The 26,595-nt window shown below is 71.4% G+C and carries 26 protein-coding genes and 2 pseudogenes; 15 read left to right on the top strand and 13 right to left on the bottom strand.

The genetic code is table 11. From position 1 onward, the window contains the following. The first annotated feature begins 147 nt into the window (after nucleotides 1-147). From ACIA8X_RS33555 to ACIA8X_RS33540, 4 genes are all read left to right on the top strand, one after another. On the top strand, nucleotides 148-537 hold the full coding sequence (locus ACIA8X_RS33555; RefSeq protein ID WP_399459878.1) for a cell division protein SepF: 390 nt from the start codon (nucleotides 148-150) through the stop codon (nucleotides 535-537). Between the two features lie 86 nt (nucleotides 538-623). Further along, the gene (locus tag ACIA8X_RS33550) at nucleotides 624-1,934 is read left to right on the top strand and encodes an AAA family ATPase (protein WP_399459877.1); all 1,311 of its coding nucleotides are present in this window, start codon (nucleotides 624-626) and stop codon (nucleotides 1,932-1,934) included. Next, nucleotides 1,931-2,257, top strand: a complete 327-nt coding sequence (locus ACIA8X_RS33545; protein ID WP_093909631.1) for a nucleotide pyrophosphohydrolase — start codon at nucleotides 1,931-1,933, stop codon at nucleotides 2,255-2,257. The genes ACIA8X_RS33550 and ACIA8X_RS33545 overlap by 4 nt, the downstream gene beginning before the upstream one ends. 249 nt (nucleotides 2,258-2,506) lie before the next feature. Further along, nucleotides 2,507-2,977 (top strand): DUF6099 family protein, encoded by a 471-nt coding sequence (locus ACIA8X_RS33540; RefSeq protein WP_393456986.1) that lies wholly within the window; start codon nucleotides 2,507-2,509, stop codon nucleotides 2,975-2,977. A 174-nt stretch (nucleotides 2,978-3,151) separates the two neighbouring features. Here the strand turns inward: ACIA8X_RS33540 and ACIA8X_RS33535 are convergent, their stop codons facing one another. Continuing rightward, nucleotides 3,152-3,325 (bottom strand): hypothetical protein, encoded by a 174-nt coding sequence (locus ACIA8X_RS33535; RefSeq protein ID WP_393456827.1) that lies wholly within the window; start codon nucleotides 3,323-3,325, stop codon nucleotides 3,152-3,154. A 241-nt stretch (nucleotides 3,326-3,566) separates the two neighbouring features. Here ACIA8X_RS33535 and ACIA8X_RS33530 point away from each other — a divergent pair, with 241 nt between their 5' ends. Continuing rightward, nucleotides 3,567-4,490 (top strand): LLM class F420-dependent oxidoreductase, encoded by a 924-nt coding sequence (locus ACIA8X_RS33530; RefSeq protein ID WP_393456830.1) that lies wholly within the window; start codon nucleotides 3,567-3,569, stop codon nucleotides 4,488-4,490. Between the two features lie 107 nt (nucleotides 4,491-4,597). Here the strand turns inward: ACIA8X_RS33530 and ACIA8X_RS33525 are convergent, their stop codons facing one another. After that, nucleotides 4,598-5,398: an SAM-dependent methyltransferase gene (locus ACIA8X_RS33525; protein ID WP_399459876.1), complete on the bottom strand. Its 801-nt coding sequence runs from the start codon at nucleotides 5,396-5,398 to the stop codon at nucleotides 4,598-4,600. 181 nt (nucleotides 5,399-5,579) lie between these two features. Here ACIA8X_RS33525 and ACIA8X_RS33520 point away from each other — a divergent pair, with 181 nt between their 5' ends. Both ACIA8X_RS33520 and ACIA8X_RS33515 read left to right on the top strand, forming a co-directional pair. Next, nucleotides 5,580-7,064: a 3' terminal RNA ribose 2'-O-methyltransferase Hen1 gene (locus tag ACIA8X_RS33520; RefSeq protein WP_399459875.1), complete on the top strand. Its 1,485-nt coding sequence runs from the start codon at nucleotides 5,580-5,582 to the stop codon at nucleotides 7,062-7,064. Continuing rightward, nucleotides 7,061-9,601 (top strand): polynucleotide kinase-phosphatase, encoded by a 2,541-nt coding sequence (locus tag ACIA8X_RS33515; protein WP_399459874.1) that lies wholly within the window; start codon nucleotides 7,061-7,063, stop codon nucleotides 9,599-9,601. The genes ACIA8X_RS33520 and ACIA8X_RS33515 overlap by 4 nt, the downstream gene beginning before the upstream one ends. Before the next feature lie 3 nt (nucleotides 9,602-9,604). Here ACIA8X_RS33515 and ACIA8X_RS33510 read toward each other — a convergent pair whose 3' ends face one another. Both ACIA8X_RS33510 and ACIA8X_RS33505 read right to left on the bottom strand, forming a co-directional pair. After that, nucleotides 9,605-10,504 carry a hypothetical protein gene (locus ACIA8X_RS33510; protein ID WP_399459873.1) on the bottom strand — a complete coding sequence of 300 codons (900 nt, stop codon included), beginning with the start codon at nucleotides 10,502-10,504 and terminating at the stop codon, nucleotides 9,605-9,607. Further along, a complete protein-coding gene (locus ACIA8X_RS33505) occupies nucleotides 10,501-11,538 on the bottom strand; it encodes an SPFH domain-containing protein (protein WP_393456845.1) in 1,038 nt (345 codons plus the stop codon). The genes ACIA8X_RS33510 and ACIA8X_RS33505 overlap by 4 nt, the downstream gene beginning before the upstream one ends. Before the next feature lie 175 nt (nucleotides 11,539-11,713). On the opposite strand from ACIA8X_RS33505, the gene ACIA8X_RS33500 reads away from it, so the two are divergent. Continuing rightward, the gene (locus ACIA8X_RS33500; RefSeq protein ID WP_393456848.1) at nucleotides 11,714-12,937 is read left to right on the top strand and encodes an arginine deiminase; all 1,224 of its coding nucleotides are present in this window, start codon (nucleotides 11,714-11,716) and stop codon (nucleotides 12,935-12,937) included. Nucleotides 12,938-13,022: 85 nt separating this feature from the next. Then, on the top strand, nucleotides 13,023-14,030 hold the full coding sequence (gene argF / locus ACIA8X_RS33495; RefSeq protein WP_399459872.1) for an ornithine carbamoyltransferase: 1,008 nt from the start codon (nucleotides 13,023-13,025) through the stop codon (nucleotides 14,028-14,030). A 1-nt stretch (nucleotide 14,031) separates the two neighbouring features. On the opposite strand, the gene ACIA8X_RS33490 is transcribed toward argF, so the two are convergent. Further along, complete coding sequence (locus ACIA8X_RS33490) at nucleotides 14,032-14,484, bottom strand: ATP-binding protein (protein WP_399459871.1); 453 nt, start codon at nucleotides 14,482-14,484, stop codon at nucleotides 14,032-14,034. Between the two features lie 330 nt (nucleotides 14,485-14,814). Between ACIA8X_RS33490 and ACIA8X_RS33485 the strand changes: the two genes are divergently transcribed. Both ACIA8X_RS33485 and ACIA8X_RS33480 read left to right on the top strand, forming a co-directional pair. Beyond that, on the top strand, nucleotides 14,815-15,642 hold the full coding sequence (locus ACIA8X_RS33485) for an enoyl-CoA hydratase family protein (protein ID WP_393456857.1): 828 nt from the start codon (nucleotides 14,815-14,817) through the stop codon (nucleotides 15,640-15,642). Further along, the gene (locus ACIA8X_RS33480; protein WP_393456860.1) at nucleotides 15,627-17,990 is read left to right on the top strand and encodes a bifunctional salicylyl-CoA 5-hydroxylase/oxidoreductase; all 2,364 of its coding nucleotides are present in this window, start codon (nucleotides 15,627-15,629) and stop codon (nucleotides 17,988-17,990) included. Before ACIA8X_RS33485 ends, ACIA8X_RS33480 begins: the two co-directional genes overlap by 16 nt. Before the next feature lie 2 nt (nucleotides 17,991-17,992). Here the strand turns inward: ACIA8X_RS33480 and ACIA8X_RS33475 are convergent. The 5 genes and pseudogenes from ACIA8X_RS33475 to ACIA8X_RS33455 all read right to left on the bottom strand — a co-directional run. Then, nucleotides 17,993-18,192: pseudogene (locus tag ACIA8X_RS33475) on the bottom strand (hypothetical protein); the annotation flags it as partial. Then, nucleotides 18,174-18,412 (bottom strand): annotated as a pseudogene (locus tag ACIA8X_RS33470) (phosphoadenosine phosphosulfate reductase family protein); the annotation flags it as partial. The pseudogenes ACIA8X_RS33470 and ACIA8X_RS33475, both read right to left, overlap by 19 nt. Then, nucleotides 18,409-18,960, bottom strand: a complete 552-nt coding sequence (gene cysC / locus ACIA8X_RS33465; protein ID WP_393456863.1) for an adenylyl-sulfate kinase — start codon at nucleotides 18,958-18,960, stop codon at nucleotides 18,409-18,411. The gene cysC and the pseudogene ACIA8X_RS33470, both read right to left, overlap by 4 nt. A 15-nt stretch (nucleotides 18,961-18,975) precedes the next feature. Continuing rightward, the gene (locus ACIA8X_RS33460; protein ID WP_393456866.1) at nucleotides 18,976-19,788 is read right to left on the bottom strand and encodes a PaaX family transcriptional regulator C-terminal domain-containing protein; all 813 of its coding nucleotides are present in this window, start codon (nucleotides 19,786-19,788) and stop codon (nucleotides 18,976-18,978) included. A 25-nt stretch (nucleotides 19,789-19,813) separates the two neighbouring features. Further along, nucleotides 19,814-21,523, bottom strand: coding sequence for an AMP-binding protein (locus tag ACIA8X_RS33455; RefSeq protein WP_393456989.1), 1,710 nt, complete (start codon nucleotides 21,521-21,523; stop codon nucleotides 19,814-19,816). Between the two features lie 96 nt (nucleotides 21,524-21,619). On the opposite strand from ACIA8X_RS33455, the gene ACIA8X_RS33450 reads away from it, so the two are divergent. Both ACIA8X_RS33450 and ACIA8X_RS33445 read left to right on the top strand, forming a co-directional pair. After that, on the top strand, nucleotides 21,620-22,789 hold the full coding sequence (locus ACIA8X_RS33450; RefSeq protein ID WP_393456869.1) for an acyl-CoA dehydrogenase family protein: 1,170 nt from the start codon (nucleotides 21,620-21,622) through the stop codon (nucleotides 22,787-22,789). Next, nucleotides 22,786-23,184, top strand: a complete 399-nt coding sequence (locus ACIA8X_RS33445) for a RidA family protein (protein ID WP_393456872.1) — start codon at nucleotides 22,786-22,788, stop codon at nucleotides 23,182-23,184. The genes ACIA8X_RS33450 and ACIA8X_RS33445 overlap by 4 nt, the downstream gene beginning before the upstream one ends. Before the next feature lie 15 nt (nucleotides 23,185-23,199). Here ACIA8X_RS33445 and ACIA8X_RS33440 read toward each other — a convergent pair whose 3' ends face one another. After that, the gene (locus tag ACIA8X_RS33440) at nucleotides 23,200-23,394 is read right to left on the bottom strand and encodes a DUF5999 family protein (RefSeq protein WP_393456875.1); all 195 of its coding nucleotides are present in this window, start codon (nucleotides 23,392-23,394) and stop codon (nucleotides 23,200-23,202) included. A gap of 238 nt (nucleotides 23,395-23,632) precedes the next feature. On the opposite strand from ACIA8X_RS33440, the gene ACIA8X_RS33435 reads away from it, so the two are divergent. After that, on the top strand, nucleotides 23,633-24,076 hold the full coding sequence (locus tag ACIA8X_RS33435) for a DUF6299 family protein (RefSeq protein WP_393456878.1): 444 nt from the start codon (nucleotides 23,633-23,635) through the stop codon (nucleotides 24,074-24,076). A gap of 65 nt (nucleotides 24,077-24,141) precedes the next feature. On the opposite strand, the gene ACIA8X_RS33430 is transcribed toward ACIA8X_RS33435, so the two are convergent. Together ACIA8X_RS33430 and ACIA8X_RS33425 are read right to left on the bottom strand one after the other, a co-directional pair. Further along, nucleotides 24,142-24,921: an enoyl-CoA hydratase/isomerase family protein gene (locus ACIA8X_RS33430; protein ID WP_399459870.1), complete on the bottom strand. Its 780-nt coding sequence runs from the start codon at nucleotides 24,919-24,921 to the stop codon at nucleotides 24,142-24,144. After that, nucleotides 24,918-25,841 (bottom strand): NAD(P)-dependent oxidoreductase, encoded by a 924-nt coding sequence (locus ACIA8X_RS33425; RefSeq protein WP_399459932.1) that lies wholly within the window; start codon nucleotides 25,839-25,841, stop codon nucleotides 24,918-24,920. Before ACIA8X_RS33425 ends, ACIA8X_RS33430 begins: the two co-directional genes overlap by 4 nt. 140 nt (nucleotides 25,842-25,981) lie before the next feature. On the opposite strand from ACIA8X_RS33425, the gene ACIA8X_RS33420 reads away from it, so the two are divergent. Continuing rightward, on the top strand, nucleotides 25,982-26,572 hold the full coding sequence (locus tag ACIA8X_RS33420; RefSeq protein ID WP_399459869.1) for a TetR/AcrR family transcriptional regulator: 591 nt from the start codon (nucleotides 25,982-25,984) through the stop codon (nucleotides 26,570-26,572). The last annotated feature ends 23 nt before the right edge of the window (nucleotides 26,573-26,595 follow it).

Here is a 26,595-nt window from a genome sequence, read left to right as displayed (position 1 = left end):
GAGTTACGTCGGCCACACAGCCCTCCATGGCGCGATGTGAGGGACGTGTGGCGGTCGCGCATCGTGTCGCTGTTGGGCCGAACGGGTGACTTGGCGTAAGAATTGGCAGGTGCAGGCAATGAAGGCGAGTCAGGGCGGGGGGAGCCGGTGAACAGCCACGACGTCACCGATGAACAGTGGGAAGGGCTCGCCCAGGTCGTGCCGCTGCGCGGCCGGGACGCCTGGCCGTCGGCGGTGGACCATCGGGTGCACCCGGAGGCGGAGACGGAGACGCGGCGGCGGTTCGTCGTCCTGCGGGTCAATGTGTTCGCGGACGCCCGTGAGGTCGCCGAGACGCTGATGGCGGGGATTCCGGTCCTGCTGGACCTGACGGGAGCGGAGACCGATACCGCCAAGCGGGTCCTGGACTTCAGCACAGGCGTCGTCTTCGGGCTGGGGAGCGGGATGCACCGGGTCGACCGGAACGTGTTCCTGCTGACGCCGCCCGGGACCGAGGTGAGCGGGCTGATGGAGGGGGCGGGGGTGCCGGGCCCCTGAGGCGGCCCGGCCGGGCGGTACCTCGATCGTAGGAAGGCGCCGGGACGGAACGGTTCGTCTGACGGCGGGGGTCCTACGGTCCGGGAATGGCCGTCTCATCTGCGTCTGGTGCCGTTTCCCCGCCGTCTGAGAAGGGCCGTGCGGGTTCGCCGCCGTCCCGGAAGGGGCACGGGGGTTCCCCGCCGTCCCGGCAGGGACACGTGGATTCCCCACCGCCCCAGAAGGGCCATTCGGTACCCCCGCCGTCGCCGGAACGCCCTCTGGGTGAGCCGTCCGCGGTGCGCCCCGACCGGTCCCACCTCACCGAGCTGCGGCTGTCGGCGTTCGCCGGGCATCGGCGGGTGGCGTTACCGCTGGGGCCGTTCACGCTCTTCGCGGGGCCGAGCGGCTGCGGGAAGACGACTGCCCTGAGGGCGTACGAGGCGCTGGCGCGGCTCGCCGGCGGTGCCGGGGTCGGGGAGGCGTTCCCCGACCCGGACGCGTGCGTGCCGGAGCGGGCCCGGCCCGATGCCCAGCGCCGACGGGGCTTCCGGATCGGCTGCACCGCCGACGGTCCCGAGGGGCCGGTCCGGCTCGATGTCGCCGTGCAGGCGGAGCCCGAACTGCGCATCGTGGGGGAGCGGTTGAGCGCCGGCGGTGTCGTGCTGCTGGAGACGGCCCTGCGTGATCCGAGCCGCCCCTATGTGCAGGCCGCCTGGCACACGGCCGGTCAGTCGCCGGTGACCCGGGCGCCCCTGCCCGACGACCGGCTCGGAACGGCGCTGCTCCCGCTGCGGGTCGCGGGCAAGACCGACGGGCAGCGCCGCGTGCTCGCCGCCGCGGAGCAGATGGTGGTGGCGTTGCGGTCGGTCTTCGCGTGCGATCCGCGGCCCGACCGGATGCGGGGCCGGGTGCCGGTCGGGTCCGGTCGACTGCTCGGCGGCTGCGACAACCTCGCCGATGTGCTGTGGCGGACCCGGACCGAGTGCGCGCGGCGCCATGCGCAGTTCGTGGCCGCGGTGCGGGCGGGGTGCGCCGGGGCGGTGGCGGACGTGGCCGCGGAGGTGCTGGGGGACGGGACGATCCGGGCGGTGCTCGACCGCGGGGACGGGATCCGCACGGAGCTCGGCCGGCTGGGCGACGGTGAGCTGCGGTATCTCGCGCTGTCGCTGGTGCTGCTGACCGGTCCCGGGGTGCTGGAGGTCGACCCGGCCGGCGAGGTGCCGGAGGCCATGCAGACGTTGACCGTGCTGGCCGACGGGCTCGATCGGGCGCTGGATCCCGGGCAGTGCGGGGAAGTGGTGCGGCTGGCGGCGCGGATGTGCGAGCGCGGGCACATCCGGGTGGTCGGGGCGGTGAGCGACGCCTCGGGGGTGGCGGAGGTGGGCGGGGTGACGGTGGTACACCTGGAGCCGTGACCGAACCTCTTGATGTGGCCAAGCTGCAGCGCAGGCTGGCCGAGTTCGCCGCCGCGCGCAACTGGCAGCCGTACCACACCCCGAAGAACCTCGTCGCGGCGCTGAGCGTCGAGGCGTCCGAACTGGTGGAGATCTTCCAGTGGTTGACGCCGGAGGAGTCGGCCCGGGTCATGGACGACGCGCGGACCGCGGAGCGGGTGACGGACGAGGTCGCCGACGTACTGGCGTATCTGCTCCAGCTCTGCGAGGTGCTCGCGATCGATCCGCTGGCGGCACTGGACGCGAAGATCGACCGGAACGAGCGGAGGTTTCCGGCGCCGTAGGGAGGGTGCGCGGAAGGGTACTTCGGTGAGTGGAGGAAGTGCTCCGTGCACGGAAGGGGCGCTTCCGGCGCCGGGAGGATCCTCGTCCACTTTCACTCTCCGTATCCAATTTGGCGCCTGTAGCCGAAAAGTTGTCCAGAGATTTCCGCCTTCCTCTGGCTTTTCGTCTCAACGCCCTTCACTCTGGGTAGTGAACAAGGGAGTTCGGGCGGACGCGTGGGCAGCGCGTCGGACAGACGGGGACAGCGGATGGACGCGGTGCGGCTCATCAAGACCAGCAGGCGTGCATTGGCCGGCAGCGGGAGCCTGCCGGAGACCATGACCGAGGTGTGGCAGGCGCAGGCCCTGGCTCAGGCGATAGGAAGTCGGCTGGCGGTCTTCGGCCCACCTGAACTACGCGGCGAGGCACTGGGGTTGACGGAACTGGCCGGGCGCGGCTGCGGGGTACTGGAGGCGCCGAACCTCGCGGAGGGGGACTTACGCGCCGCCCAGCTCACGGAGTTGGGGGATGCGCGGCAGTCGCTCATGCAGCTGGGGAGCCTGCTGGGGGAGGTGGGGATCGCCCTGGTGGGTGTGGCCAGTGCCGCGGACGGCGAGTCGACGTACTGGCGGTGCATGGAGGCGATCGACGCGGCGGACGAGTCCCGGGATCGGGTGCTGGAGATGCTGCGGAGACTGGCGGATCGGGATCAGGTGTTGGCGGAGCGGGAGGCGGGGTAGGGCTGCGGGCTGTCGTCCTCGCAACGCCGGTCCCGGCATTTCAGCCTGTCCGGCGTTTGAGGACGAGGCCCCTTCAGGGCCGAAGCGGGGGTCTGGGGGCCGCAGGCCCCCAGCAGGGCCCGCACCCGGCCGCGGCGCGCACCCCCGTCACCTCAGCCTTGAGCGGCCCGGAACTCAGCCGGCCTCCCCGTCCTGCCGCTTCCCCACGCCAGACCCGCCGGTCGCCTGCAGATCCGCGTCCAGAGCAGACAGGTCCGCATTGAGCGCCGCCATCAGCTCCTCCATCTGCTGCAACAGCCCCTTGGGCTGACCGCCCCCGCTCTGCGGTGGTGCGAGTTCCTCGGACATGACGGCCTCCTCGGCCTCCGGCCCCCGACACAAGGGGGCCGACACGGTGACGCTCCGGCGGTCACCGGCCGGCGCGGGCGCCGGGCGGTCCGGCTCCGACCGAGCCAACGATCACCGTCGGGGGCGGTCACTGGCCTGGCCCAGGGGCGGCAACCGCGTGGCGGGAATTCACCCGACCGGGGACGCGAGAGGCGGGGGGACCGGTGGGCCCGGCCCGCACCGCGGCGTGCAGGATGGAGGTATGGATCTTCGCATCTTCACCGAGCCCCAGCAGGGGGCCACCTACGACACCCTCCTCACCGTGGCGAAGGCCACCGAAGACCTTGGGTTCGACGCGTTCTTTCGCTCGGACCACTACCTCAAGATGGGCTCCGGCGACGGCCTTCCCGGCCCCACCGACGCCTGGATCACCCTCGCCGGCCTCGCCCGCGAGACCAAGCGGATCCGCCTCGGCACCCTGATGACCGCCGGCACCTTCCGGCTGCCCGGCGTGCTCGCCATCCAGGTCGCGCAGGTCGACCGGATGTCCGGCGGTCGGGTCGAACTCGGCCTGGGCGCGGGCTGGTTCGAGGAGGAGCACAAGGCGTACGGCATCCCGTTCCCGAAGGAGAAGTTCGGGCGGCTGGAGGAGCAGCTCGCCATCGTCACGGGGCTGTGGGCGACCGAGGCCGGCCAGACCTTCGACTTCCACGGGACCTACTACGACCTCACCGACTCGCCCGCCCTGCCCAAGCCCGCCCAGGACCGGATCCCCGTCCTGATCGGCGGACACGGCGCCACCCGCACGCCCCGGCTCGCCGCCAGGTACGCCGACGAGTTCAACATGCCGTTCGCCTCGATCGAGGACAGCGAGCGGCAGTTCGGGCGGGTGCGGGCCGCCGCCGAGGAGGCCGGCCGCAAGGGCGACGACCTCGTCTACTCCAACGCCCTGGTCGTCTGCGTCGGCAAGGACGACCAGGAGATCGCCCGCCGCGCCGCCGCGATCGGGCGGGAGGTCGACGAGCTGAAGCTCAACGGGCTCGCCGGCTCCCCGGACGAGGTCGTCGACAAGATCGGCCGGTACCAGGAGATCGGCTCGCGGCGGATCTACCTCCAGGTCCTCGACCTCGACGACCTGGACCACCTGGAGCTCATCTCCTCCCAGGTGCAGTCACAGCTGTCGTAGGGCCGTAGGGCCGACCCGACCGATCCATGCGTCATCCGGCGCATCGGGATCCGGCGCATCGGGATCCGGCGGATCGGGCCGACAAGGGCGATCCGCCGGATGCGTCGTCATCGCTTCTGGCCGACCCCCACGTACAGGGGTATCTCCTCGCCCTCGTGCCGCTCACCGAGCTCCGGATGCCACTCGGCGGCGAGCACCACGCCCGGATCCACCCATGTGAGCCCGGCGAAGAAGCCGGCGAACTCGTCGCGCGCCCGCACCTGGGCCGGGGTGCCGCCCTTGCGGTACACCTCGACGACCCGCTCCCAGGTCTCCGGGTCGAAGTCCCCCGTCGCATGGGACAGCGTCAGATAGCTTCCGGGCGCCAGCGTTTCGAGCAACTCGCTCACGATCCGGCCGGGTTCGTCCTCGTCCACCACCAGGTGCAGCAGAGCCACGAGGGACAGCGCGATCGGCTGCGTGAAGTCGAGGGTCTCCCGCGCCGCCGCGAGGATCCGTCCCGGTTCCCGTACGTCACCGTGGACGTAGGCTGTCCTCCCCTCGCGGGTGCTGTGCAGCAGGGCCTCGGCGTGCCTGAGGACGATCGGATCGTTGTCCGCGTACACCACCCGGGCGTCGGGGGCGATCCCCTGCACGATCTGGTGGAGGTTCGGCTCGGTCGGAATCCCGGTGCCGATGTCGAGGAACTGGCGGACACCCCGCTCCGCCAGCAGCCGGGAGGCACGGTGCATGAACCAGCGGTTGGTCCGCGCCATCTCCCGCACGGCGGGGAAGAGGGAGACCACCTGCTCGGCCGCCTCCGCGTCGACCGGGTAGTTGTCCTTCCCGCCGAGGAAGTAGTCGTACATGCGGGCCGAGTGGGGCTTGCTGGTGTCGATGGGGGTCGCGCGTAATCCGGCGTCTGTCACGTGAGGCCTCCGCTGGTGGGCATGCGTGGGGGATGGTGGGCATGCGTGGGCGGTCGGTCGTGCGCTGTTCGAACGCCCGGACGATCACGGAGGCTAGCGAAAATTTCCGGGTGCTGCCGATGCCCGCTCGGTACGGTGGGCGTATCCGCAGTTCAGACGACTACTCCAAGGCCTGCCCACCGTGTTCCTGACCATCACCACCACCGGCTCCCCAGAGCGCCCGGCCACCGACCTCGGCTTCCTGCTGCACAAGCACCCAGAGAAGGCGCAGGCGTTCTCCACCTCCTACGGCACGGCCCATGTCCTGTACCCAGAGGCCGATGCCGAGCGCTGCACGGCGGCGCTCCTCCTGGAGGTCGACGCGGTGGCACTGGTCCGGCGCGGCAAGGGCAAGGGCCGGGGCGGCGCGCCCGACGCGGCGCTCGCGCAGTACGTCAACGACCGGCCGTACGCCGCCTCCTCGCTGCTCGCGGTCGCGCTCAGCGGCGTGTTCTCCAGCGCGATGCGAGGCGTGTGCAACGCCCGTCCCGAGCGCGCGGCCCAGCCGCTGCCCCTGCGCATCGAGGTGCCCGCGCTGCCGGCCCGGGGCGGCCCGGAACTCGTACGGCGGCTGTTCGAGCCGCTCGGCTGGGCGGTGAGGGTCGAGCCCGTGCCGCTGGACGTTCAGTTCCCCGAGTGGGGCGACTCGCGCTACGTCCGTCTCGTCCTGGAGTCGGAGGCGCTGACCCTCGCCGAGGCCCTGCGCCACCTCTACGTCCTGCTCCCCGTCCTCGACGACGCCAAGCACTACTGGGTCGCCCCCGACGAGGTCGACAAGCTGCTGCGCGCCGGTGAGGGCTGGCTGCCGGACCACCCGGAGCAGAAGCTGATCACCAGCCGGTATCTGTCGCGCCGCTGGTCGCTGACCCGGGAGGCGATGGAGCGGCTGGAGCTGGTGCGGCTCGCGGAGGCCGACGACAGCGAGGTCGAGGACATCGACAACGCCGTCGAGGCCGAGAGCGAGACCGAGGAGAAGCCGACCCCGCTCGCCGTGCAGCGACGGGACGCGATCATGGCTGCGCTCAAGGCGTCCGGTGCCGCGCGCGTGCTCGATCTCGGGTGCGGGCAGGGGCAGTTGGTGCAGGCCCTGCTCAAGGACCCGGCGTTCACCGAGATCGTGGGTGTCGACGTGTCGATGCGGGCGCTGACCATCGCCGGGCGGCGGCTGAAGCTGGACCGGATGGGGGAGCGGCAGGCCTCGCGCGTGAAGCTCTTCCAGAGCTCCCTCGCCTACACCGACAACCGTCTCAAGGGCTACGACGCCGCCGTGCTCAGCGAGGTCATCGAGCACCTCGACCTGCCCCGGCTGCCCGCCCTGGAGTACGCGGTGTTCGGCGCCGCGCGTCCGCGGACGGTCCTGGTGACCACCCCGAACGTCGAGTACAACGTCCGCTGGGAGTCCCTCCCCGCCGGGCACGTCCGGCACGGCGACCACCGGTTCGAGTGGACGCGCGAGGAGTTCCGCGCCTGGGCGCGGGCCGTCGCCGAACGGCACGGGTACGGCGTGGAGTTCGTGCCCGTCGGGCTCGACGACCCCGAGGTGGGGCCGCCCACGCAGATGGCCGTCTTCGAGATGGGCACGGCCACGATGATCAACAACGACGAGAAGGAGGCGAAGGCAGCATGAACCAGACACCGAAGGGGCGTGCCCTGCCCGTCACCGACCTCTCCCTCGTCGTCCTCGTCGGCGCCTCCGGCTCCGGCAAGTCGACCTTCGCCCGCCGGAACTTCAAGCCCACCGAGGTCCTCTCCTCCGACTTCTGCCGCGGCCTGGTCTCCGACGACGAGAACGACCAGAGCGCGACCCGGGACGCCTTCGACGTCCTGCACTACATCGCGGGCAAGCGCCTGGCCGCCGGCCGCCGTACGGTCGTCGACGCCACCAGCGTGCAGCAGGACTCCCGCCGGCAGCTGGTCGAGCTCGCGCGGCAGTACGACGTGCTGCCGATCGCCATCGTGCTCGACGTGCCCGAGGAGGTGTGCGCCGAGCGCAACGCCGCCCGCACCGACCGGGCCGACATGCCGCGCCGGGTCATCCAGCGGCACATCCGCGAACTCCGCCGTTCGATACGGCACCTGGAGCGCGAGGGCTTCCGCAAGGTACACATCCTGCGCGGTGTGGAGGACGTCGAGAACGCCACCGTCGTCACCGAGAAGCGCTTCAACGACCTCACCCACCTCACCGGCCCCTTCGACATCGTCGGCGACATCCACGGCTGCGCCTCCGAACTGGAGTCGCTGCTCGGCAAGTTGGGCTACGTCGACGGCGCGCACCCGGACGGTCGTACCGCCGTCTTCGTCGGTGACCTCGTCGACCGCGGCCCGGACAGCCCCGGCGTGCTGCGCCGCGTGATGTCGATGGTGAAGTCGGGCAACGCGCTGTGCGTCCCGGGCAACCACGAGAACAAGTACGGGCGTTACCTGAAGGGCCGCAAGGTCCAGCACACGCACGGACTCGCCGAGACCATCGAGCAGATGGAGACCGAGAGCGAGGAGTTCCGCGCGCAGGTACGGGAGTTCATCGACGGGCTCGTCAGCCACTACGTCCTCGACGGCGGCAGGCTGGTCGTCTGCCACGCCGGTCTGCCGGAGAAGTACCACGGCCGCACGTCCGGGCGGGTGCGCTCGCACGCGCTGTACGGCGACACCACAGGGGAGACCGACGAGTTCGGGCTGCCGGTGCGCTACCCGTGGGCCGAGGACTACCGAGGCCGGGCGGCCGTGGTGTACGGCCACACACCGGTCCCGGAGGCCACGTGGCTGAATAACACGATCTGCCTGGACACCGGCGCCGTCTTCGGCGGCAAGCTGACCGCGCTGCGCTGGCCGGAGCGGGAGCTGGTCGACGTAGCGGCCGAGAAGGTCTGGTACGAGCCGACCAAGCCGCTGCGGACGGAGGCACCGGGCGGGCACGACGGGCGGCCGCTGGACCTGGCGGACGTGCACGGGCGCAGGGCCGTCGAGACCAGGCACCAGGGCCGTGTCGCCATCCGTGAGGAGAACGCGGCGGCGGCCCTGGAGGTCATGAGCCGCTTCGCGGTCGACCCGCGCCTGCTGCCGTACCTCCCACCGACCATGGCACCGACGGCGACCAGCCATGAAGAGGGCTACCTGGAGCACCCGGTGGAGGCCTTCGCGCAGTACCGGGCGGACGGGGTCGAGCGAGTCGTGTGCGAGGAGAAGCACATGGGTTCGCGGGCCGTGGCCCTGGTGTGCCGGGACGCGGAGGCGGCGCGCAAGCGGTTCGGCGTGGACGGCCCCACGGGATCGATCTACACCCGCACCGGCCGCCCGTTCTTCGACGACGAGTCCGTGACGGAGACCATCCTCGACCGCGTCCGCGCGGCGGCCGGCGAGGCCGGGCTCTGGGACGAGCTGGAGACGGACTGGCTGCTGCTCGACGCCGAGCTGATGCCGTGGTCGCTGAAGGCCTCGGGCCTGCTGCGTTCGCAGTACGCGGCGGTCGGCGCAGCCTCCGGGGCGGCGTTCCCGGGTGCGCTGGCCGCGCTGGAGGGCGCTTCGGCGCGCGGTGTCGAGGTGTCGGACCTGCTGGCACGCCAGCGTGAACGGGCGTCGGACGCCGCAGCGTTCACGGAGGCGTACCGCCGCTACTGCTGGACGACGGACGGCCTCGACGGCGTACGCCTGGCCCCCTTCCAGATCCTCGCGGTCCAGGGCCGCAGCCTCGCCGCTCTCCCGCACGACGAGCAGCTCGCGCTCCTCGACCGGCTGGTGGAGCACGACGGCAGTGGTCTGCTCCAGACCACCCGACGGCTGTACGTCGACACCGGGGACCCGGAGTCGGTGCGGGCGGGCGTCGACTGGTGGCTGGAGATGACGGGCCGCGGCGGCGAGGGCATGGTCGTCAAGCCGATCGGTGCGGTGGTCCGCAGCGAGGAGGGGCGGCTCGTGCAGCCCGGCATCAAGTGCCGGGGCCGCGAGTACCTCCGGATCATCTACGGCCCGGAGTACACCCGCCCGGACAACCTGGCCCGCCTGCGCAAGCGGTTCCTCAACCACAAGCGCTCCCTCGCCATCCGCGAGTACGCGCTGGGACTGGAGGCCCTGGACCGGCTGGCCGAGGGCGAGCCGCTGTGGCGGGTGCACGAGGCGGTGTTCGGGGTGCTGGCGCTGGAGTCGGAGCCGGTGGACCCGCGGCTGTGACGGTCAGCCGATGAGCCGCAGCCGCTCCCGGCACACGCCGACACGGAGCGTCTGACCCCAGGTCAGCTCGACCGCGTCCGTCTCCATCCCGTCCCCGAAGGCGACCAGCCGCTCGGACTCGACGGTGAGGTGGAGACGGTGCGCGGCGGCGAGTTCCCCGGCCACCAGTGACGTACCGGTGGCCGGGGACGGCCAGGCTTCCCGTACGAACCACAGCAGGCGTTCCTCCGTCGGGGAGGGCAGCCGCAGCTGCCCTCCCCGCTCCTGCCACACCGACCGGATCCATCCGGTCGCCCCCGTCCCGGTGCCGATCAGCACCCCGGACGAGGCCTGGGCCTCGACGACACCCCCGTCGTCCTCCAGGCCCAGGCGGTATCGGGCCGTCTGGTGCCCGACGGCACCCAGGTAGATCTCGTTCAGGGCCACGAGCCGCTGTGTGTCGTCGGCGACGGCCTCCACCATGATGAGTTCGTCGCAGCGGACCCCTCCCGACTGCGTGGCGGTGAGCAACGGGCCGGCGTCGGTGGGGCGGTGACGCACCAGGACGCCCGGATTGCGGCCGGGGTCGGTGTCGATGCCCAGCACCGGCTGTCCGGCGAGGTACTTGGCCACGTTCGCGACCAGCCCGTCCTGCCCGACCACGACCACCACGTCCTCCGGCGCGAACAGGAACCGGTCCAGGTCGGCCCGTTCCACCCGGCTCTGACGCCAGGTCAGAGGGATCGCCGAGGCCACCTCCGTCAGCGCCTGGCGCGTGCGGTGGTGGCGTTCGGCGACCTCCGCGATGTCGCGGCCCCGCGAGGAGAGGAAGAAGGCGGCCTGGCCGTGCGTGCCGTGCCGGGCCACCAACTCCTCGTACTCCGTGGTGCGATGGACGAGGACGACCCGCGGTGCGAGGCTCACGCCTGCTCCCGCGTACCGAGCCTGGCGAGCAGCCCCGTCAGCACGTCCGGCGACACCGTCACGCTGTCGATGCGAGGCAGGTTCTCCGCCAGCCGGGTCCCGGTGAGGGCGTGCAGCGTCGCCACGTCCACCTCCGCGTGCACCCGCAGCCACGCCGCCTGTGCCTGCGCCCGCGCTTCACCGACCTCACGCGCCCCCTCGGCCTCGGCCCGCGCCAGCCGTACGGACCGCGTGGCCTCCGCCTCCGCGAGCCGTACCGTCCGTGCCGCCTCCGCCTCGGCCCTGACCGCGTCGGCCGCCGCGTGCTCCTCGGCCTCCCGGCGCGCGTTGGTGCCCCGCTGGTCCACCAACTGCTCCTCGCGGCGGGCGAGTTCGATCTGACTGGCCAGTTCGTTCTCGGCGATCGTGCGCTCCCGCTCGACGGCCACCGCCCGGCGCTCGTACGTCGCCCGGTCCGCCTCCTGCTGGATCTGCTCGCGGGCCGGGGTGCGCAACGCCCGCTCCACCTCGGGCTCCGGGCGCAGCGCCATGACGCGTACGGCGACGACCTCGATGCCGGTGGCGGGGAGCCGGGGCTCCCCGGCGAGGCCCGCCGCGATCCGCTCCCGCACCGCGGTGACGCCGTCGACCAACGCCGCGGACAGAGGCGTACGGGCCAGGACGTCCAGGGCGTGCTGCTGCGCCGTCTCCGTCAGGAGCGTGCCCAGCTGCTCCAGCGGGGTGCCCCGCCAGGCGCCCGTGTCCGGGTCGACGGAGAAGTCCAGGCGGGATGCGGCCACCGCGGGGTCGCTGATCCGGTAGGTGACCGTCGCCTGGACGGCCACGTCCTGGAAGTCGGACGTACGGGCATGGAAGGTCATCGCCAACTCCCGGTCGTCGACCGGCACTTCGGAGAGCGCGGCGGTCAGCGCACGGAACCAGAAGCTGAGCCCGGGGCCGTCGTGCAGCAGCTTTCCGCCACGGTGGTGACGGATGTGCGCCGTGGGCGCGCCGCGCAGATGGCGCCAGCCGAGGCGCCGGGTGATGTCGGCCATGTGATCCCCTCCACTATTTCTCGTCAATGAGACGATAATCATGGGACGGGGTTGTCGTCAAGGGGACGAGAATGAGGGCCGAGAATGGGGCCGGGAATGGGGCCGGGAATGAGGGCCGAGAACAAGAAGGGTGCAAGTGGGGGTGAAGGCGGCCCCCGATGGTCAGGATGGAGGCATGGCATTCCATGTCGACTCCGAGGCCGGGCGGCTGCGCCGCGTCATCCTGCACCGGCCGGATCTGGAGCTCAAGAGGCTCACCCCCAGCAACAAGGACGCGCTGCTCTTCGACGACGTGCTGTGGGTGCGCCGGGCGCGCGCCGAGCATGACGGGTTCGCCGACGTGCTGCGCGACCGCGGTGTCACCGTCCACCTCTTCGGTGACCTGCTCACCGAGGCCCTGGAGATCCCGGCGGCCCGGAAACTCGTCCTGGACCGGGTCTTCGACGAGAAGGAGTACGGGGTGCTCGCCACCGACCACCTCCGTGCGGCCTTCGAGGGCCTGCCCGCGCCCGAACTGGCCGAGGCGCTCGTCGGCGGCATGACCAAGCGGGAGTTCCTGGAGGCGCACCCCGAGCCGACCTCCGTGCGCTTCCATGTCATGGAACTGGACGACTTCCTGCTCGCGCCCCTGCCCAACCACCTCTTCACCCGCGACACCTCCGCCTGGATCTACGACGGTGTCTCCGTCAACGCGATGCGCTGGCCCGCCCGTCAGCGCGAGACCGTGCACTTCGAGGCGATCTACCGGCACCATCCGCTGTTCTGTGACGAAACGTTCCACTTCTGGTCCGAGGGGCAGGCGGACTACCCGTCAACCATCGAGGGCGGGGACGTCCTGGTGATCGGCAGCGGCGCGGTCCTCATCGGGATGAGCGAGCGGACCACCCCGCAGGCCGTCGAGATGCTCGCCCACAAGTTGTTCGCCGCCGGCTCGGCCGAGACGATCGTGGCCCTCGACATGCCCAAGCGGCGCGCCCTGATGCACCTCGACACCGTGATGACGATGGTCGACGGCGATGTCTTCACCCAGTACGCCGGGCTCGGCATGCTCCGCTCGTACACCATCGAACCGGGCGCCGGCGACAAGGAGCTGAAGGTCACCGACCATCCGCCGGAGCACATGCACCGTGCGATCGCCGCCGCCCTGGGCCTGAGCGAGATCCGCGTCCTGACCGCCACCCAGGACGTCCACGCGGCCGAGCGCGAGCAGTGGGACGACGGCTGCAATGTGCTGGCCGTCGAGCCGGGTGTGGTCGTCGCCTATGAGCGCAACGCCACCACCAACACGCATCTGCGCAAGCAGGGCATCGAGGTGATCGAGATTCCGGGGAGTGAGCTGGGGCGGGGGAGGGGAGGGCCGCGCTGTATGAGCTGTCCGGTCGAGCGCGCGCCTGTGTAGACGTGTCCGCACGGGGCGCTGTATAGAAATGCCTATCGTCGTATAGACTTCCAGAGTCCTGTTCACGTACCTCTGGAGCGCCCCCATGGCGACTGTCCCGACCGCCCTCGCCGGGCGCCACTTCCTCAAGGAGCTCGACTTCACCGAGCAGGAGTTCCGTGGGCTGGTCGAGCTGGCCGCCGAGCTGAAGGCCGCCAAGAAGGCGGGGGCCGAGACGCGGTACCTGCGGGGCAGGAACATCGCGCTGATCTTCGAGAAGACCTCGACGCGCACGCGCTGCGCGTTCGAGGTCGCGGCCGCCGACCAGGGCGCCTCGACGACGTACCTGGACCCCTTGAGCTCGCAGATCGGGCACAAGGAGTCCGTGAAGGACACCGCGCGTGTGCTCGGGCGGATGTATGACGGGATCGAGTACCGCGGGGACAGCCAGCAGAAGGTGCAGGAGCTGGCGGCGCACGCCGGCGTGCCCGTCTACAACGGCCTCACCGACGACTGGCACCCCACCCAGATGCTGGCCGACGTGCTCACCATGACCGAGCACACCGCCAAGCCGCTCAAGGAGATCGCCTTCGCCTACCTGGGCGACGCCCGCTTCAACATGGGCAACTCCTACCTGATCACCGGCGCCCTGCTCGGCATGGACGTACGGATCGTCGCTCCCCAGGCCTACTGGCCCTCCCAGGACGTCATCGGCCAGGCCTGCAAGCTCGCCGAGACCAGCGGGGCTCGCATCACCCTCACCGAGAAGGTCGACGAGGGTGTACTCGGCGCGGACTTCGTCGCGACCGACGTCTGGGTCTCGATGGGGGAGCCGAAGGAGGTCTGGGCCGAGCGGATCGCTGCGCTTGGCTCGTATGCGGTGACCATGGATGTGCTGCGGGCCACTGGGAATCCGGACGTCAAGTTTCTGCACTGTCTGCCGGCGTTCCATGACCTCGGGACGAAGGTGGGGCAGGAGATCTTTGAGGCCCACGGCCTTGAGTCTCTTGAGGTGACCGACGAGGTGTTCGAGTCGGCGCACTCGGTGGTCTTCGACGAGGCGGAGAATCGGATGCACACGATCAAGGCGGTGCTGGTCGCGACGCTGGGGTGAGTCAGATTGGGCGGCGTTGGGAGGGGACCGTTGGCAGTCTGAACCACACTGCCTTGCCCGAGGCCGTTGGGCGATGGCCGCAGGACGAGCTCAGGGCGCGGATCAGGAGCAGGCCCCGACCGTGTTCCTGCCAGGGGTCGGGATCCATGCCGCTCGGCTTGGTCAGATCGCCCGGTGGGGCCGGGTCCGGGTCGTGTACCTCGACCTGGCAGCCGGAGGGCAGGAGCTCCACCACCAGCTCTATGGGGCCGTTACCCGCGGTGTGCTCCACGGCGTTCGCGACCAGCTCCGCCGTGAGCAGCTCCGCGGTGTCGCTGTCGGCGGCATGCTCCAGCTCGGTCAGCGCCGTACGGACCAGTGCACGCGCGACGGGCACGGCCGCGGCGGTGTGCGGCAGTGCGATGCGCCAGGAGGCGGAGGCGGGCGAGCGATCTTGCAAGGCGGGTCCGTTCATGAGCAGGCTGTCCTGCTTTCAACCTTATGAATGGTACGGCGCCACCCGACAAAGGCATCCGACGGGCACCGTTCGGGACCTTCGGCCCCGACTGTTGGGCGGCTTACCCCGGTGAACGGTCGGCCTCGCGCGGTTGATCCCGCCGTTACGGGGGCGTCGACGATCCGTGACGGATGTGACGCGGCCAGGTCACTTCCGAGATCACACCCAGATGGGTTATCGCGCGGTCGTGACGACAGTCAAAGTTGGGTGATAGCTTCGAAGGAGAGAGCTCGAAGGGTAGAGCTCAGTGAGTCAGTGCCCGCCGTCCGCCCGAGGAGGCCGCACGTCATGAGTCCCTTCACCGGCTCAGCCGCCCGCACGACCGACTGGGAGCACCTGCGGGTCGAGTGCGCCGACGGGGTCGCCACCGTCACCCTCGCCCGCCCCGAGAAACTCAACGCGCTCACCTTCGGCGCCTACGCCGACCTGCGTGATCTGCTCGCCGAGCTGTCCAGGGAGAGGGCGGTACGGGCCCTGGTGCTGGCCGGCGAGGGCCGCGGTTTCTGCTCCGGCGGCGACGTCGACGAGATCATCGGCGCGACCCTGTCCATGGACACCGCCCAACTGCTCGACTTCAACCGGATGACCGGGCAGGTCGTGCGGGCCGTACGGGAGTGCCCGTTCCCGGTGATCGCGGCGGTGCACGGGGTGGCGGCCGGTGCAGGTGCCGTACTGGCACTCGCGGCCGACTTCCGCGTCGCCGACCCCAGCGCCCGCTTCGCCTTCCTCTTCACCCGGGTCGGCCTGTCCGGCGGCGACATGGGCGCGGCCTATCTCCTGCCGAGGGTCGTCGGCCTCGGCCACGCGACCCGCCTGCTCATGCTGGGCGAACCGGTACGCGCACCCGAGGCCGAGCGGATCGGCCTGATCAGCGAGCTGACGGACGAGGGCGGCGTCGACGAGGCCGCCCAGTCCCTCGCCCACCGCCTGGCCGACGGCCCGGCCCTGGCGTACGCCCAGACAAAGGCACTCCTGACGGCCGAACTGGACATGCCACTGGCGGCAGCGGTGGAGTTGGACGCGTCGACCCAGGCCTTGCTGATGAACGGCGAGGACTACGCCGAGTTCCACGCGGCCTTCACGGAGAAGCGCCCTCCCAAATGGAGGGGGCGGTGACTGTGCCAACCAAAGGGGCGCGGGGAACTGCGCGACCAGCCCCCACCAACCCGCAGTCGCCGATGACGACCAGCCACCCCCTACGAGTTGCGGTCATCGGCGGCGGCCCAGGTGGCCTCTACGCGGCGGCGTTGCTCAAACGCCTCGACCCCGACCGCGAGGTCACCGTCTGGGAACGCAACGCCCCCGACGACACCTTCGGCTTCGGAGTAGTCCTCTCCGACGAAACCCTCGGCGGCATCGAACACGCCGACCCCGTGGTCTACGAGGCCATGCAAGCGCACTTCACCCGCTGGGACGACATCGACATCACCCACCGAGGCACCCACCAAACCTCCGGAGGACACGGCTTCGCGGCGCTAGGCAGAAAACGCCTCCTCGAAATCCTCCACGACCGCTGCCGCACCCTCGGCGTAGAACTCCGCTTCCAAACCGAGGCCCCCTACCCCGCCTGGCTCGCCGAGACGTACGACCTCGTCATCGCCGCCGACGGTGTGCACAGCACCACCCGCGAGGCCTACACCCATGTGTTCCGCCCCCATGTGGCCGAACACCACTGCCGCTACATCTGGCTCGCCGCGGACTTCGCCTTCGAAGCCTTCCGCTTCGAGATCGCCGAGACCGAGCACGGCGTGATGCAACTGCACGGCTACCCCTACGCGGCCGACGCCTCCACCGTGATCGTGGAGATGCGGGAAGAGGTATGGGAGCGGGCCGGGTTCGCGGAACTCGACGAGCAGGAGTCGGTCGAACGCTGCGCCAAGATCTTCGCGGAAGCGCTGCGCGGACGGCCGCTGAAGTCCAACAAGTCCGCCTGGACCACCTTCCGCACCGTCGTCAACGAACGCTGGTCGCACGACAACATCGTGCTGCTCGGCGACGCCGCCCACACCGCCCACTTCTCCATCGGCTCCGGCACCAAGCTCGCCGTCGAGGACGCCCTCGCGCTCGCCGCCTGCCTGGAGGAACAGCCCGACCTCGCAAGCGCGTTGACCGCGTACGAGGCCGAGCGCAAACCGGTCGTCGCCTCCACGCAGCGCGCCGCCCGCGCCAGCCTGGAGTGGTTCGAGAACCTCGGCCTCTACCTCGACCAGCCGTCCCGCCAGTTCGCCTTCAACCTGCTCACCCGCAGCCGCCGCGTCACCCACGACAACCTGCGCCTGCGCGACGCCCACTTCACCGAGGCCGTGGAGCGCGACTTCGGCTGCCCGCCCGGCACGCCCCCGATGTTCACCCCGTTCCGGCTGCGCGGCCTGACCCTGCGCAACCGGGTCGTCGTGTCCCCCATGGACATGTACTCCGCCACGGACGGCGTCCCCGGCGACTTCCACCTCGTCCACCTCGGCGCCCGCGCCCTCGGCGGTGCCGGCCTGGTGATGACGGAGATGGTGTGCGTCAGCCCGGAGGGGCGGATCACCCCCGGCTGCGCCGGCCTCTACACCGGCAGACAGGGCGACGCCTGGCGGCGGATCGTCCAGTTCGTGCACGACCGGGCACCCGGTACCGCGATCGGCGTGCAGCTCGGGCACAGCGGGCGCAAGGGCTCGACCAAGCTGATGTGGGAGGGCATCGACGAGCCGCTGGACGACGGCAACTGGCCGCTCGTGGCCGCGTCGCCACTCCCCTACAAGCCGGACAGCCAGACCCCGCGCGAGCTGAGCCGCGCCCAACTCACCGACATCCGCGAACAGTTCACGGCCGCCGCCTGGCGCGCCGCCCGCGCCGGTTTCGACCTCCTCGAACTGCACTGCGCGCACGGCTACCTGCTCTCCGGCTTCCTCTCCCCGCTCACCAACCGCCGCACCGACGCCTACGGCGGCTCTCTGGAGAAACGACTCCGCTTCCCGCTTGAAGTCTTCGACGCCGTACGGAGCGTATGGCCCGAGGAACGGCCCATGACCGTCCGTATCTCCGCCACCGACTGGGCCGACGGCGGCACGACCGCCGAGGACGCCGTCGAGATCGCCCGCGCCTTCGCCGCGCACGGCGCCGACGCGATCGACGTGTCGACCGGGCAGGTCGTGGCCGACGAACAGCCGGAGTTCGGGCGGTCGTACCAGACGCCGTACGCCGACCGGATCCGGCACACCACCGGTCTGCCGGTGATCGCGGTCGGCGCGATCTCCTCCTGGGACGACGTCAACTCCCTGATCCTGGCGGGCCGTACGGACCTGTGCGCCCTCGCGCGCCCGCACCTCTACGACCCGCACTGGACGCTGCACGCGGCGGCCGAGCAGGGCTACGACGGTCCGGGCGTCGGCTGGCCGGCCCCGTACCGGGCGGGCAGCCGCCGCCCGCAGACCGGACGCACGGACGCTCCCAAGCCCCGGCTCACACTGGGGAGTTGACCTCAGCCGACCTCGGCCATGCCCGCCGTGAGCGTCGACCCGTCCGCCGGGTCGATCAGAATGAACGCGCCGGTGCGGCGGGAGACCGCGTAGTCGTCAAGGGCCAGGGGCTCGGCGGGACACGGTCGCCGGTCCGCAGCGGACGGTCGGCCAGGTGGCAGACGTTCGCGGTGACGTCCTGCGTGAGCGTCGGCGCCTGCGCCCGACTTCGGGGAAGTTGTGTCCGGTGTCCACATGCAGCAGTGAGAAGGGGACCGCCGCGGGGGGGCGAACGGCTTCAAGGCGAGGTGCAGCATGACGATGGAGTCCTTGCCGCCGGAGAACAGGATCACCGGCCGCTCGAACTCGCCCGCGACCTCGCGGAAGATGTGCACCGTCTCGGACTCCAGCGCGTCCAGGTGCGAGAGGGCGAAGTCGCTCATACCAACCCCCGCTCCGCCAGCACCGCGTACACGGCGTCCGCCGACTCCCGCGGTGACTGGTCCTGGGTCCTGAGGACCAGCGCCGGGTCGGTCGGCGGCTCGTACGGGTCGTCGACGCCCGTCAGCCCGGTGAGCCGCCCCGCCGCCTGCCGGGCGTACAGCCCCTTCACGTCCCGCTCGCCGCACACCTCGACCGGCGTGGCGACATGCACCTCGACGTAGGGTGTGGCGCTCGCCTCGTGCCGTTTGCGCACCGCCTCGCGGCTGTTGGCGTAGGGCGCGATCACGGGGACGACGGAGAGCACGCCGTTGCGCGCGAGCACCGCGGAGACCAGCCCGATGTGCTGCACGTTGGTGTTGCGGTCCTCCCGTGAGAAGCCGAGGCCGGCCGAGAGGAAGCGGCGTATCTCGTCGCCGTCGAGGACCTCCACGCGGTGTCCCTCCGCCTTCAGCCGGTCCCCGAGCAGGCGGGCGATGGTCGTCTTGCCCGCGCTCGGCAGCCCGGTGAGAAGGGGCGCAGAGGAACCTGAGGGTTCCGTTAGTGGCACATGATGTGCCGGAGGTCATAGCCCGGCGTACCCGGCCCCCGCGTCCCGCAGACGCTCGTGCAGTCCCCGGAAGACGGCGGCCGAGTGCGCGCCCGGCCAGTCCTCGGGCAGCAGCCGGGCGGGCAGGCCGGGGTCGGTGTAGGGGAGGTGGCGCCAGGAGTCCAAGGCGAGGAGGTAGTCGCGGTAGGCCTCCTCGGGCGGGGTGTCCTGCCGCAGCTCCCAGTCGTGCAGCACGCGCGCGTGGCGGTCGAGGAACGCGTCGTGCTCCTTGGCGATCGCGGCCAGGTCCCACCAGCGGGCGACGGCCTCGACGGTCGGCGTGAAGCCGAGGTGCTCCCCGCGGAAGAAGTCGACGTACTCCTCCAGGCGCAGTCGCTGAAGGGTGTGCCGGGCCTCCAGGTAGAGCCGCGCGGGCGCGATCCACACACCGGGGGCCGCCGTCCCGAAGCCGAGCCCGGCCAGCCGGGAGCGCAGCACGTGCCGCTTCTGCCGCTCCGACTCCGGCACCGAGAACACCGCGAGCACCCAGCCCGCGTCCTCGGGCGGCGCGACGGTGTAGATGCGCCGGTCGCCGTCGTCGAGCAACTGCCGGGCCTCCGCCGACAGTTCGTAGCCGGCCGCGCCCTGTGCCGTACGGGCCGGAAGCAGCAGCCCGCGTCGCTTCAGCCGTGACACCGACGAGCGTACGGAAGGGGCGTCCACGCCGACCGCGGCCAGCAGTCTGATCAGCTCGGCGACCGGCACCGGGCCGGGCATATGGCGGCCGTAGGCGCCGTAGAGCGTGACGATGAGAGACCGTGGTGCATGCTGGTCGGACACGTTGATCATCTTAAGTCTTGTCAGGTCTTGCGGATCACTGCTGGTCACCCCGCGGCTGACCGCCGTCGCGCAGCCGGAACCGCTGGAGCTTGCCGGTCGCGGTGCGCGGGAGGGCGTCCAGGAAGACGATCTCACGCGGGCATTTGTACGGCGCCAGCTCGGCCTTGACGAACGCGCGCAGCGCCTCCACGTCCCGTCGCGCACCCCCCCTGAGCACCGCGTATGCCACCACGACCTGTCCGCGTGCCTCGTCGGGCCGTCCCACCACCGCCGTCTCCAGCACATCCGGGTGGCGCAGCAGCGCCTCCTCGACCTCCGGGCCCGCGATGTTGTAACCGGCCGAGATGATCATGTCGTCCGCGCGGGCGACATAGCGGAAGTAGCCGTCACCCTCCCGGACGTAGGTGTCGCCGGTGATGTTCCAGCCGTGGCGTACGTACTCGCGCTGCCGCGGATCGGTGAGATAGCGGCAGCCGACGGGCCCGCGCACGGCGAGCAGCCCGGGTTCCCCGTCGGGCAGGTCCCGGCCCTCGTCGTCGACCACGCGCGCGTGCCACCCCGGTACCGGCATTCCCGTCGTCCCGGGCCTGATGTGCTCGTCGGCCGCGGAGATGAAGATGTGCAGCAGCTCGGTGGCGCCGATGCCGTTGATGATGCGCAGCCCGGTCCGCTCGTGCCAGGCCTGCCAGGTGGCGGCGGGCAGGTTCTCACCCGCGGAGACGCAGCGGCGGAGCGAGGAGACGTCGTGCGAGTCGAGTTCGTCCAGCATGACGCGGTACGCCGTCGGGGCGGTGAACAGCACGGACACCCGGTGCTCGGCGATCGCGGGCAACAGCTGTTTGGGACCGGCCTGTTCGAGGAGCAGGGCGCTGGCGCCGGCCCGCATCGGGAAGATGACGAGCCCGCCGAGCCCGAAGGTGAAGCCGAGCGGGGGGCTGCCGGCGAAGACATCGCCCATATGGGGGCGCAGCACATGTTCCGAGAAGGAGTCGGCTATCGCGAGCACATCCCGATGGAAGTGCATACAGCCCTTGGGCCGTCCGGTGGTGCCGGAGGTGAAGGCGATGAGCGCGACGTCGTCGGCCGCGGTGTCGGCGGCGGGGTAGGGCGTGTCGGGTGCCGGGCGGCGCAGCAGGTCGTCGGGGGCGTCGCCGCCGTACGTCGTGATGCGCAGGTCGGGTATCTCGGCCTTGGCGAGGTCGTCGACGGCGCGTATGTCGCACAGCGCGTGCCGCACTTGGGCGATCTCGCACATGGTCCGCAGCTCGTGCGGCCGCTGCTGGGCCAGCACGGTGACGGCGACCGCACCCGCCTTCAGCACCGCCAGCCAGCAGGCGGCCAGCCAGGGCGTGGTCGGGCCGCGCAGCAGCACCCTGTTGCCCGGGACGACGCCGAGCTGGTCGGTGAGCACATGTGCGAGCCGGTCGACGCGGGCACGCAGTGTGCCGTACGTCCATGTGGCGCCGGACGGGGTGTGGAACACGGGCCGCTCGTCGCCTGGGCCGTCGAGGAGTTCGGCGGCGGCGTTGAGCCGTTCGGGGTAAAGCAGCCCCGGAAGGTCGAAGTGGAGCTCGGGCCACTGGTCGGGCGGTGGCAGGTGCTCGCGGGCGAAGGTGTCGACGTGGGCGGAGCGGTGCAGACCGGCCATGGCGGTTCGCCCCCTTGCCTGGTGGGTGCCTTGTGGGCTGCCGTGTTGGCGTCGTGGTGGGCTCGCACAGGGAGCGTATCGTGTTGGTGACGACAGTCAATGGTGCGCGATATCGTCGGGAGGTCCGTGGGAATCCGTCGAGGAGGTCCGTCGAGAGCGTCCGTCGCGGACGGCTCCGCAGGGAGGTCGGCAATGCCCGCATTCTCACTCGATCCGACGCAAACCGCCTGGTGTGCCGAGCTGCGCACCCTGGCCGCCGAACGGCTGCGCCCCCTCGCGGAGAAGGGCGAGCCCGGGCACGTCAACCGTCCACTCGTCGCCGAACTCGGTCAACTGGGGCTGCTGGAGCGGCTGTTCACCTCGGGAGCGGTCGACCTGTGTCTGATGCGGGAGTCCCTCGCGTATGCCTGCACGGAGGCCGAGACGGCGCTCGCCCTCCAGGGCCTGGGCGCCCATCCCGTGCATGCGTACGGCACCCCGGCCCAGCGGGAGCGCTGGCTGCCCAGGGTGGCCGAGGGGAGCGCGGTGGCGGCCTTCGCGCTGAGCGAGCCGGGGGCCGGGTCGGACGCGGCGGCGCTGGGGCTGAAGGCGGAACGCGACACCGTGTGGGCGGGAGAGGCGCCGGTCGCCGAGCCCGACGGCCCCGCCCGCTGGCGGCTCACCGGCGAGAAGTGCTGGATCTCCAACGCCCCCGAGGCCGACTTCTACACCGTCTTCGCCCGCACCACCCCCGGCGCCGGCGCCCGAGGCGTCACCGCCTTCCTGGTCCCGGCCGACCGTCCCGGTCTCACCGGAGCGGGCCTCGACATGCTGTCCCCGCACCCCATCGGCGCCCTCGCCTTCGACGCCGTCCCCGTCACCGCCGCCGACCTGCTCGGCGAGGCCGACCGAGGTTTCCGGGTCGCGATGGGCACCCTCAACCTCTTCCGGCCCAGCGTCGGCGCCTTCGCCGTCGGCATGGCGCGGGCGGCCCTCGACGCGACCCTCGCCCACACGGCCGAACGGGACGCCTTCGACGGCAAGTTGAAGGACCTTCAGACGGTCGCCCACCAGGTCGCCGAGATGGCCCTGCGCACGGAGGCGGCCCGCCTCATGGTGTACGCGGCGGCGACGGCGTACGACGAAGGGGCCGCGGATGTCCCGAAGCGCGCCGCGATGGCGAAACTGCTCGCCACCGAGACCGCGCAGTATGTCGTCGACGCGGCGGTCCAGTTGCACGGTGCGCGTGCCCTGCGCCGCGGTCACCTGCTCGAACACCTCTACCGCGAGGTGCGCGCCCCGCGTATCTACGAGGGCGCCAGCGAGGTCCAACGCGGCATCATCGCCAAGGAGTTGTACGCGAACACGGAGGCCGCCCAGTGAGTACCGAGCGCGTCAACCCGCCCGATCTCTCCCCGCCCACCGGCTTCTCCCACGCGGTCGTCGCCACCGGCTCCCGCGTCGTGTTCCTGGCCGGTCAGACCGCCCTCGACACGGACGGCAAGGTGACGGGCGACACCCTGCCCGAGCAGTTCCAGCGGGCCCTGACCAATCTGCTGACCGCACTCACCGCCGCCGGCGGCACCCCCGCGGACCTGGCCCGGGTCACCGTCTACGCCACCGACGTCGCCGCGTACCGTGCTCAGGCCGCTGAACTCGGCCGTATCTGGCGGAAGTCGGCGGGCCGGGACTATCCGGCGATGGCGGTCGTCGAGGTCGTACGCCTCTGGGACGAACGGGCGATGGTGGAGCTCGACGGGTTCGCGGTGCTGCCGTAAGACGTGCTCACACGCTCACGCGGCCATCGCGAGCCGCGCGGCCGGCACCCGGTGCGGTGCGACGACGCGGCCGTCGGGGAGCAGTTGGCCGCTGTCGTCGAAGACGATCGCGCCGTCGCACAGGAGGCTCCAGCCCTGCTCGGGGTGGGCGGCCACCACATGGGCGACGGGGCTTTCGGAGGACGGGTACGAGGACTGGTGGGAACACATGGCGCACCTCCACATTGGATGGACGAGCCGTGTGGGTCGTCCATATGGGTAGACCATGCGCCCGCCGCGAACTCATCGGAACGGCCGGTCGTGAACCGTGACAACACGCGGACAACACTCTGACCGATCCACGAAGGTCGGGGCGGACTCGCCACCGAGTGGGTGACGGTCACGTCCGTCGGCACACCTGCCGGGTACGAGTGGTAGCCCCCACTCCGCCCATCCGGGAGGTCATCCCATGCCCCTGCGCCCCGCGCTCGCCACCGCCGCCTGCGCCGCCCTGCTCCTGTTGGTCGCCGCCCCCTCGGCCCCCGCGGACTCCTCGGCGCCCGCCGACCCCGAGGAGACCGTGACCGTCGACTCCAAGGGCCTCATGGCCGCGGACGGCACCGTCACCCTGTCCGGCACCTACCGCTGCGTCGACAGCGTGGGACCGGTGTACGTGAGCTCCTCCGTCGGCCAGAGGTCCGAGACCGTCCGGTACGCCATCGGTGGCACCTCCGCCGTGTGCGACGGCAAGCTGCACCGCTGGTCGAACAAGAGCAAGCCGTCCCCCACCACGCTCAAGCGCGGCAAGGCGGACGTCGAGGCCACCATCGTGGAACTCCACCCCGTGGGCATCCTGCCCCTGCCCCGCTTCCACGCGGTGCTGAAGCAGGACATCACCCTGAAGAAGGCGTAGGCGGTATCCCGCCGCGGCACGACGCGCACCGCGTCTCTTCCGGTCAGGAGGGGCGCGGTGGGGCCTCACCACTCGGCGGGGCGCCCCTTGAGCTGGTGCCAGTAGCGGCGGTGCGCCTGCCGGGCCCGGTCGCTCGTCATGCAGCCGGGCAGCTCCTCGTCCAGCGGGTCGGCGAGTTCGGCGATGTCGCGCAGGGCGGCCGCCTGACAGGCCCGCTTGGTGAACGCGTACTGCTCGATGCAGTCCTCGGGCGTCCCCTCGGCGACGGCGACGGCCCGGTCCAGGAGGTCATCGGCCGACGCCAGCTCGTGCACCATGCCCAGGGCGTGCGCCTGCTCGGGTGTGAAGATCTCACCGAGCAGGCAGGCCCGGGAGGCGACCGGCTCGCCCCAGGCGTGGGCGAGCATACGGACGTACACGGCGGGCATGGGGATGCCGATGGGCACTTCGTTCAGCCCGAACCGCGCCCCCTGCGCCACCGCCACCCGGTAGTCGCACACGGCGGCGGTGATCAGTCCGCCGGCGAAGGCGTGCCCGTTGACCGCGGCGACCATGGGGCGCGGGTAGGTGAACAGCCGCATGTTCGTGGCCCGGTAGTCCTGGAACCAGGACGCGACGGCCGCCGGACCGCTCGCGAGCAGGGGGAAGTTCTCGCCGAGGTCGAGACCGGCGGAAAAGCGGGTGCCCGTGCCGGTCAGGACGACGGGGGAGTCGGCGTGGTCGCGTTCGAGCCGGTCGAAGGCGTCGCGCAGGTCGGCGAAGAAGGCGCGGTTCTGCGCGTTCACCGGGTTGGTCGTCATGGTGACGACGGCGACACGGCCGCGCCGCTCGATCGTCCAGCTCATGCGTGCTCCTCCTGACGTACGGCTGTGGTGGGCGCCACGGGATCCGAGTCCCCGTCGGTCCGGGCCTCCAGCGCCCGCAGTACGGCCACCATGTCCTCGCCACCGTGGCCCTGCGCCACCGTCTCCCGGAAGAGGCTGTGGCAGACGTCGAGGAGCGGAGAGGCCAGGTCGGCCTTGCGGGCGGCCTCGGCGATCAGCCGGTTGTTCTCCAGCACGTTGGTGGCGGCCGCCTGGACGCCGAAGTCGCGGGCCAGCAGTTTGGGTCCCTTGACGCGGGAGACGGCGCTGGCCATCGGGCCCGCGTCCAGCACGTCCCGGAGCAGGCGCTGGTCGAGCCCGTGCCGGTCGGCGAAGTGGAACGCCTCGGCGAGCCCGGTGACCAGGGTGATCAGGAACAGGTTCACCGAGAACTTCATCAGCAGCCCGCCCGGGACCGGGCCGCAGTCGAACGTCTCCCGGCACATGGGGGCGAGCAGGTGCCGTACGGCGGCCACGGCGTCGTCGTCACCCGCCGGCATCCCCACCAGCTCGCCCCGCTCGGCGGGCACGCGGGAGCCGGAGACCGGGGCCTCGACGTACCTCCCGCCCGCCGCCCGGATGTCGTCCTGCAGACCGCCCGAGAACTCGGCCGAGGTCGTGCCCATGTGGACGACGGTGTGTCCGGCGACGCGTGCGGCGAAGTCAGGAGTGCCGCGCCCCAGGACGGTGTCGATGGCAGGCTCGTCGGCCAGCATGAGGATCACGGTCTCGGCCCGGTCGAAGACCTCGGTGGGATTCGCCGCTACCTCGGCTCCGGCCGCACGCAGGGGCTCGCACCGGGCGGGGGTGCGGTTCCACACGACGAGGGGCGTCCCGGCGCGGGCGAGGTTGAGTGCCATGGGCTGCCCCATCACCCCGAGGCCGACGAAACCGACGTACACGACGCACCACCACTCTCGGCCGGCCACGGGCCAGGACTATGACAGCGGTCATAGTAGCCGACGTCTATGACAGTGGTCATAGGATGGATGTCGGGCGGGGCCAACGAATGGGGCGTACGAGACGAATGGAGGGACCGAGGATGTCCGAACGCGGGCCGCGCGAGCGGATGGTCTTCAGTGCGGCCCAGCTCATCCGGCGCGACGGGGTCGCCGCCACGGGGATGCGGGAGGTGGCCGTGCATGCCGGGGCGCCGCGCGGTTCGCTCCAGCACTACTTCCCCGGCGGCAAGGAGCAGTTGGTCAACGAGGCGGTCGGGTGGGCGGGGCGTTACGCGGGCAACCGTGTCGCCCGCTTCCGCGCCGCGCTGACCCAGCCGACGCCCAGTGGGCTGTTCGGCGAGATGGTGCGCCAGTGGACCGACGAGTACACCGCCGTCGGCTTCGTGGGCGGCTGCCCCGTGGCCGCCGCCACGGTGGACTGGGCGGAGTCCACGGTGTCCACGCGCGAGGCCGCGGCGTCGGCCTTCGCCGCCTGGACCGGCCCGGTGGCGGAGGCCCTGGCCGACATGGGCGTGCCGAAGGAACGGGCCGGGGCGCTGGCCACGCTGATGATCAGCGCACTGGAGGGTGCCCTCCTGATCGCCCGCGCCGAGCGGGACGTCCGCGCCCTGACGGCCGTGGCCCGGGAGCTCGGGCCGCTCCTCGACGCGGCGGTGGGCAAGGGCGACTGACCTGTCGCCCTCGACCTGTCGCC

It is taken from the genome of Streptomyces sp. NPDC051738, from assembly GCF_044453205.1.
Lineage (GTDB): Bacteria > Actinomycetota > Actinomycetes > Streptomycetales > Streptomycetaceae > Streptomyces.
Note: the sequence above shows the minus strand (reverse complement) of the source record. Positions and strands in the feature narration are given on the sequence as shown.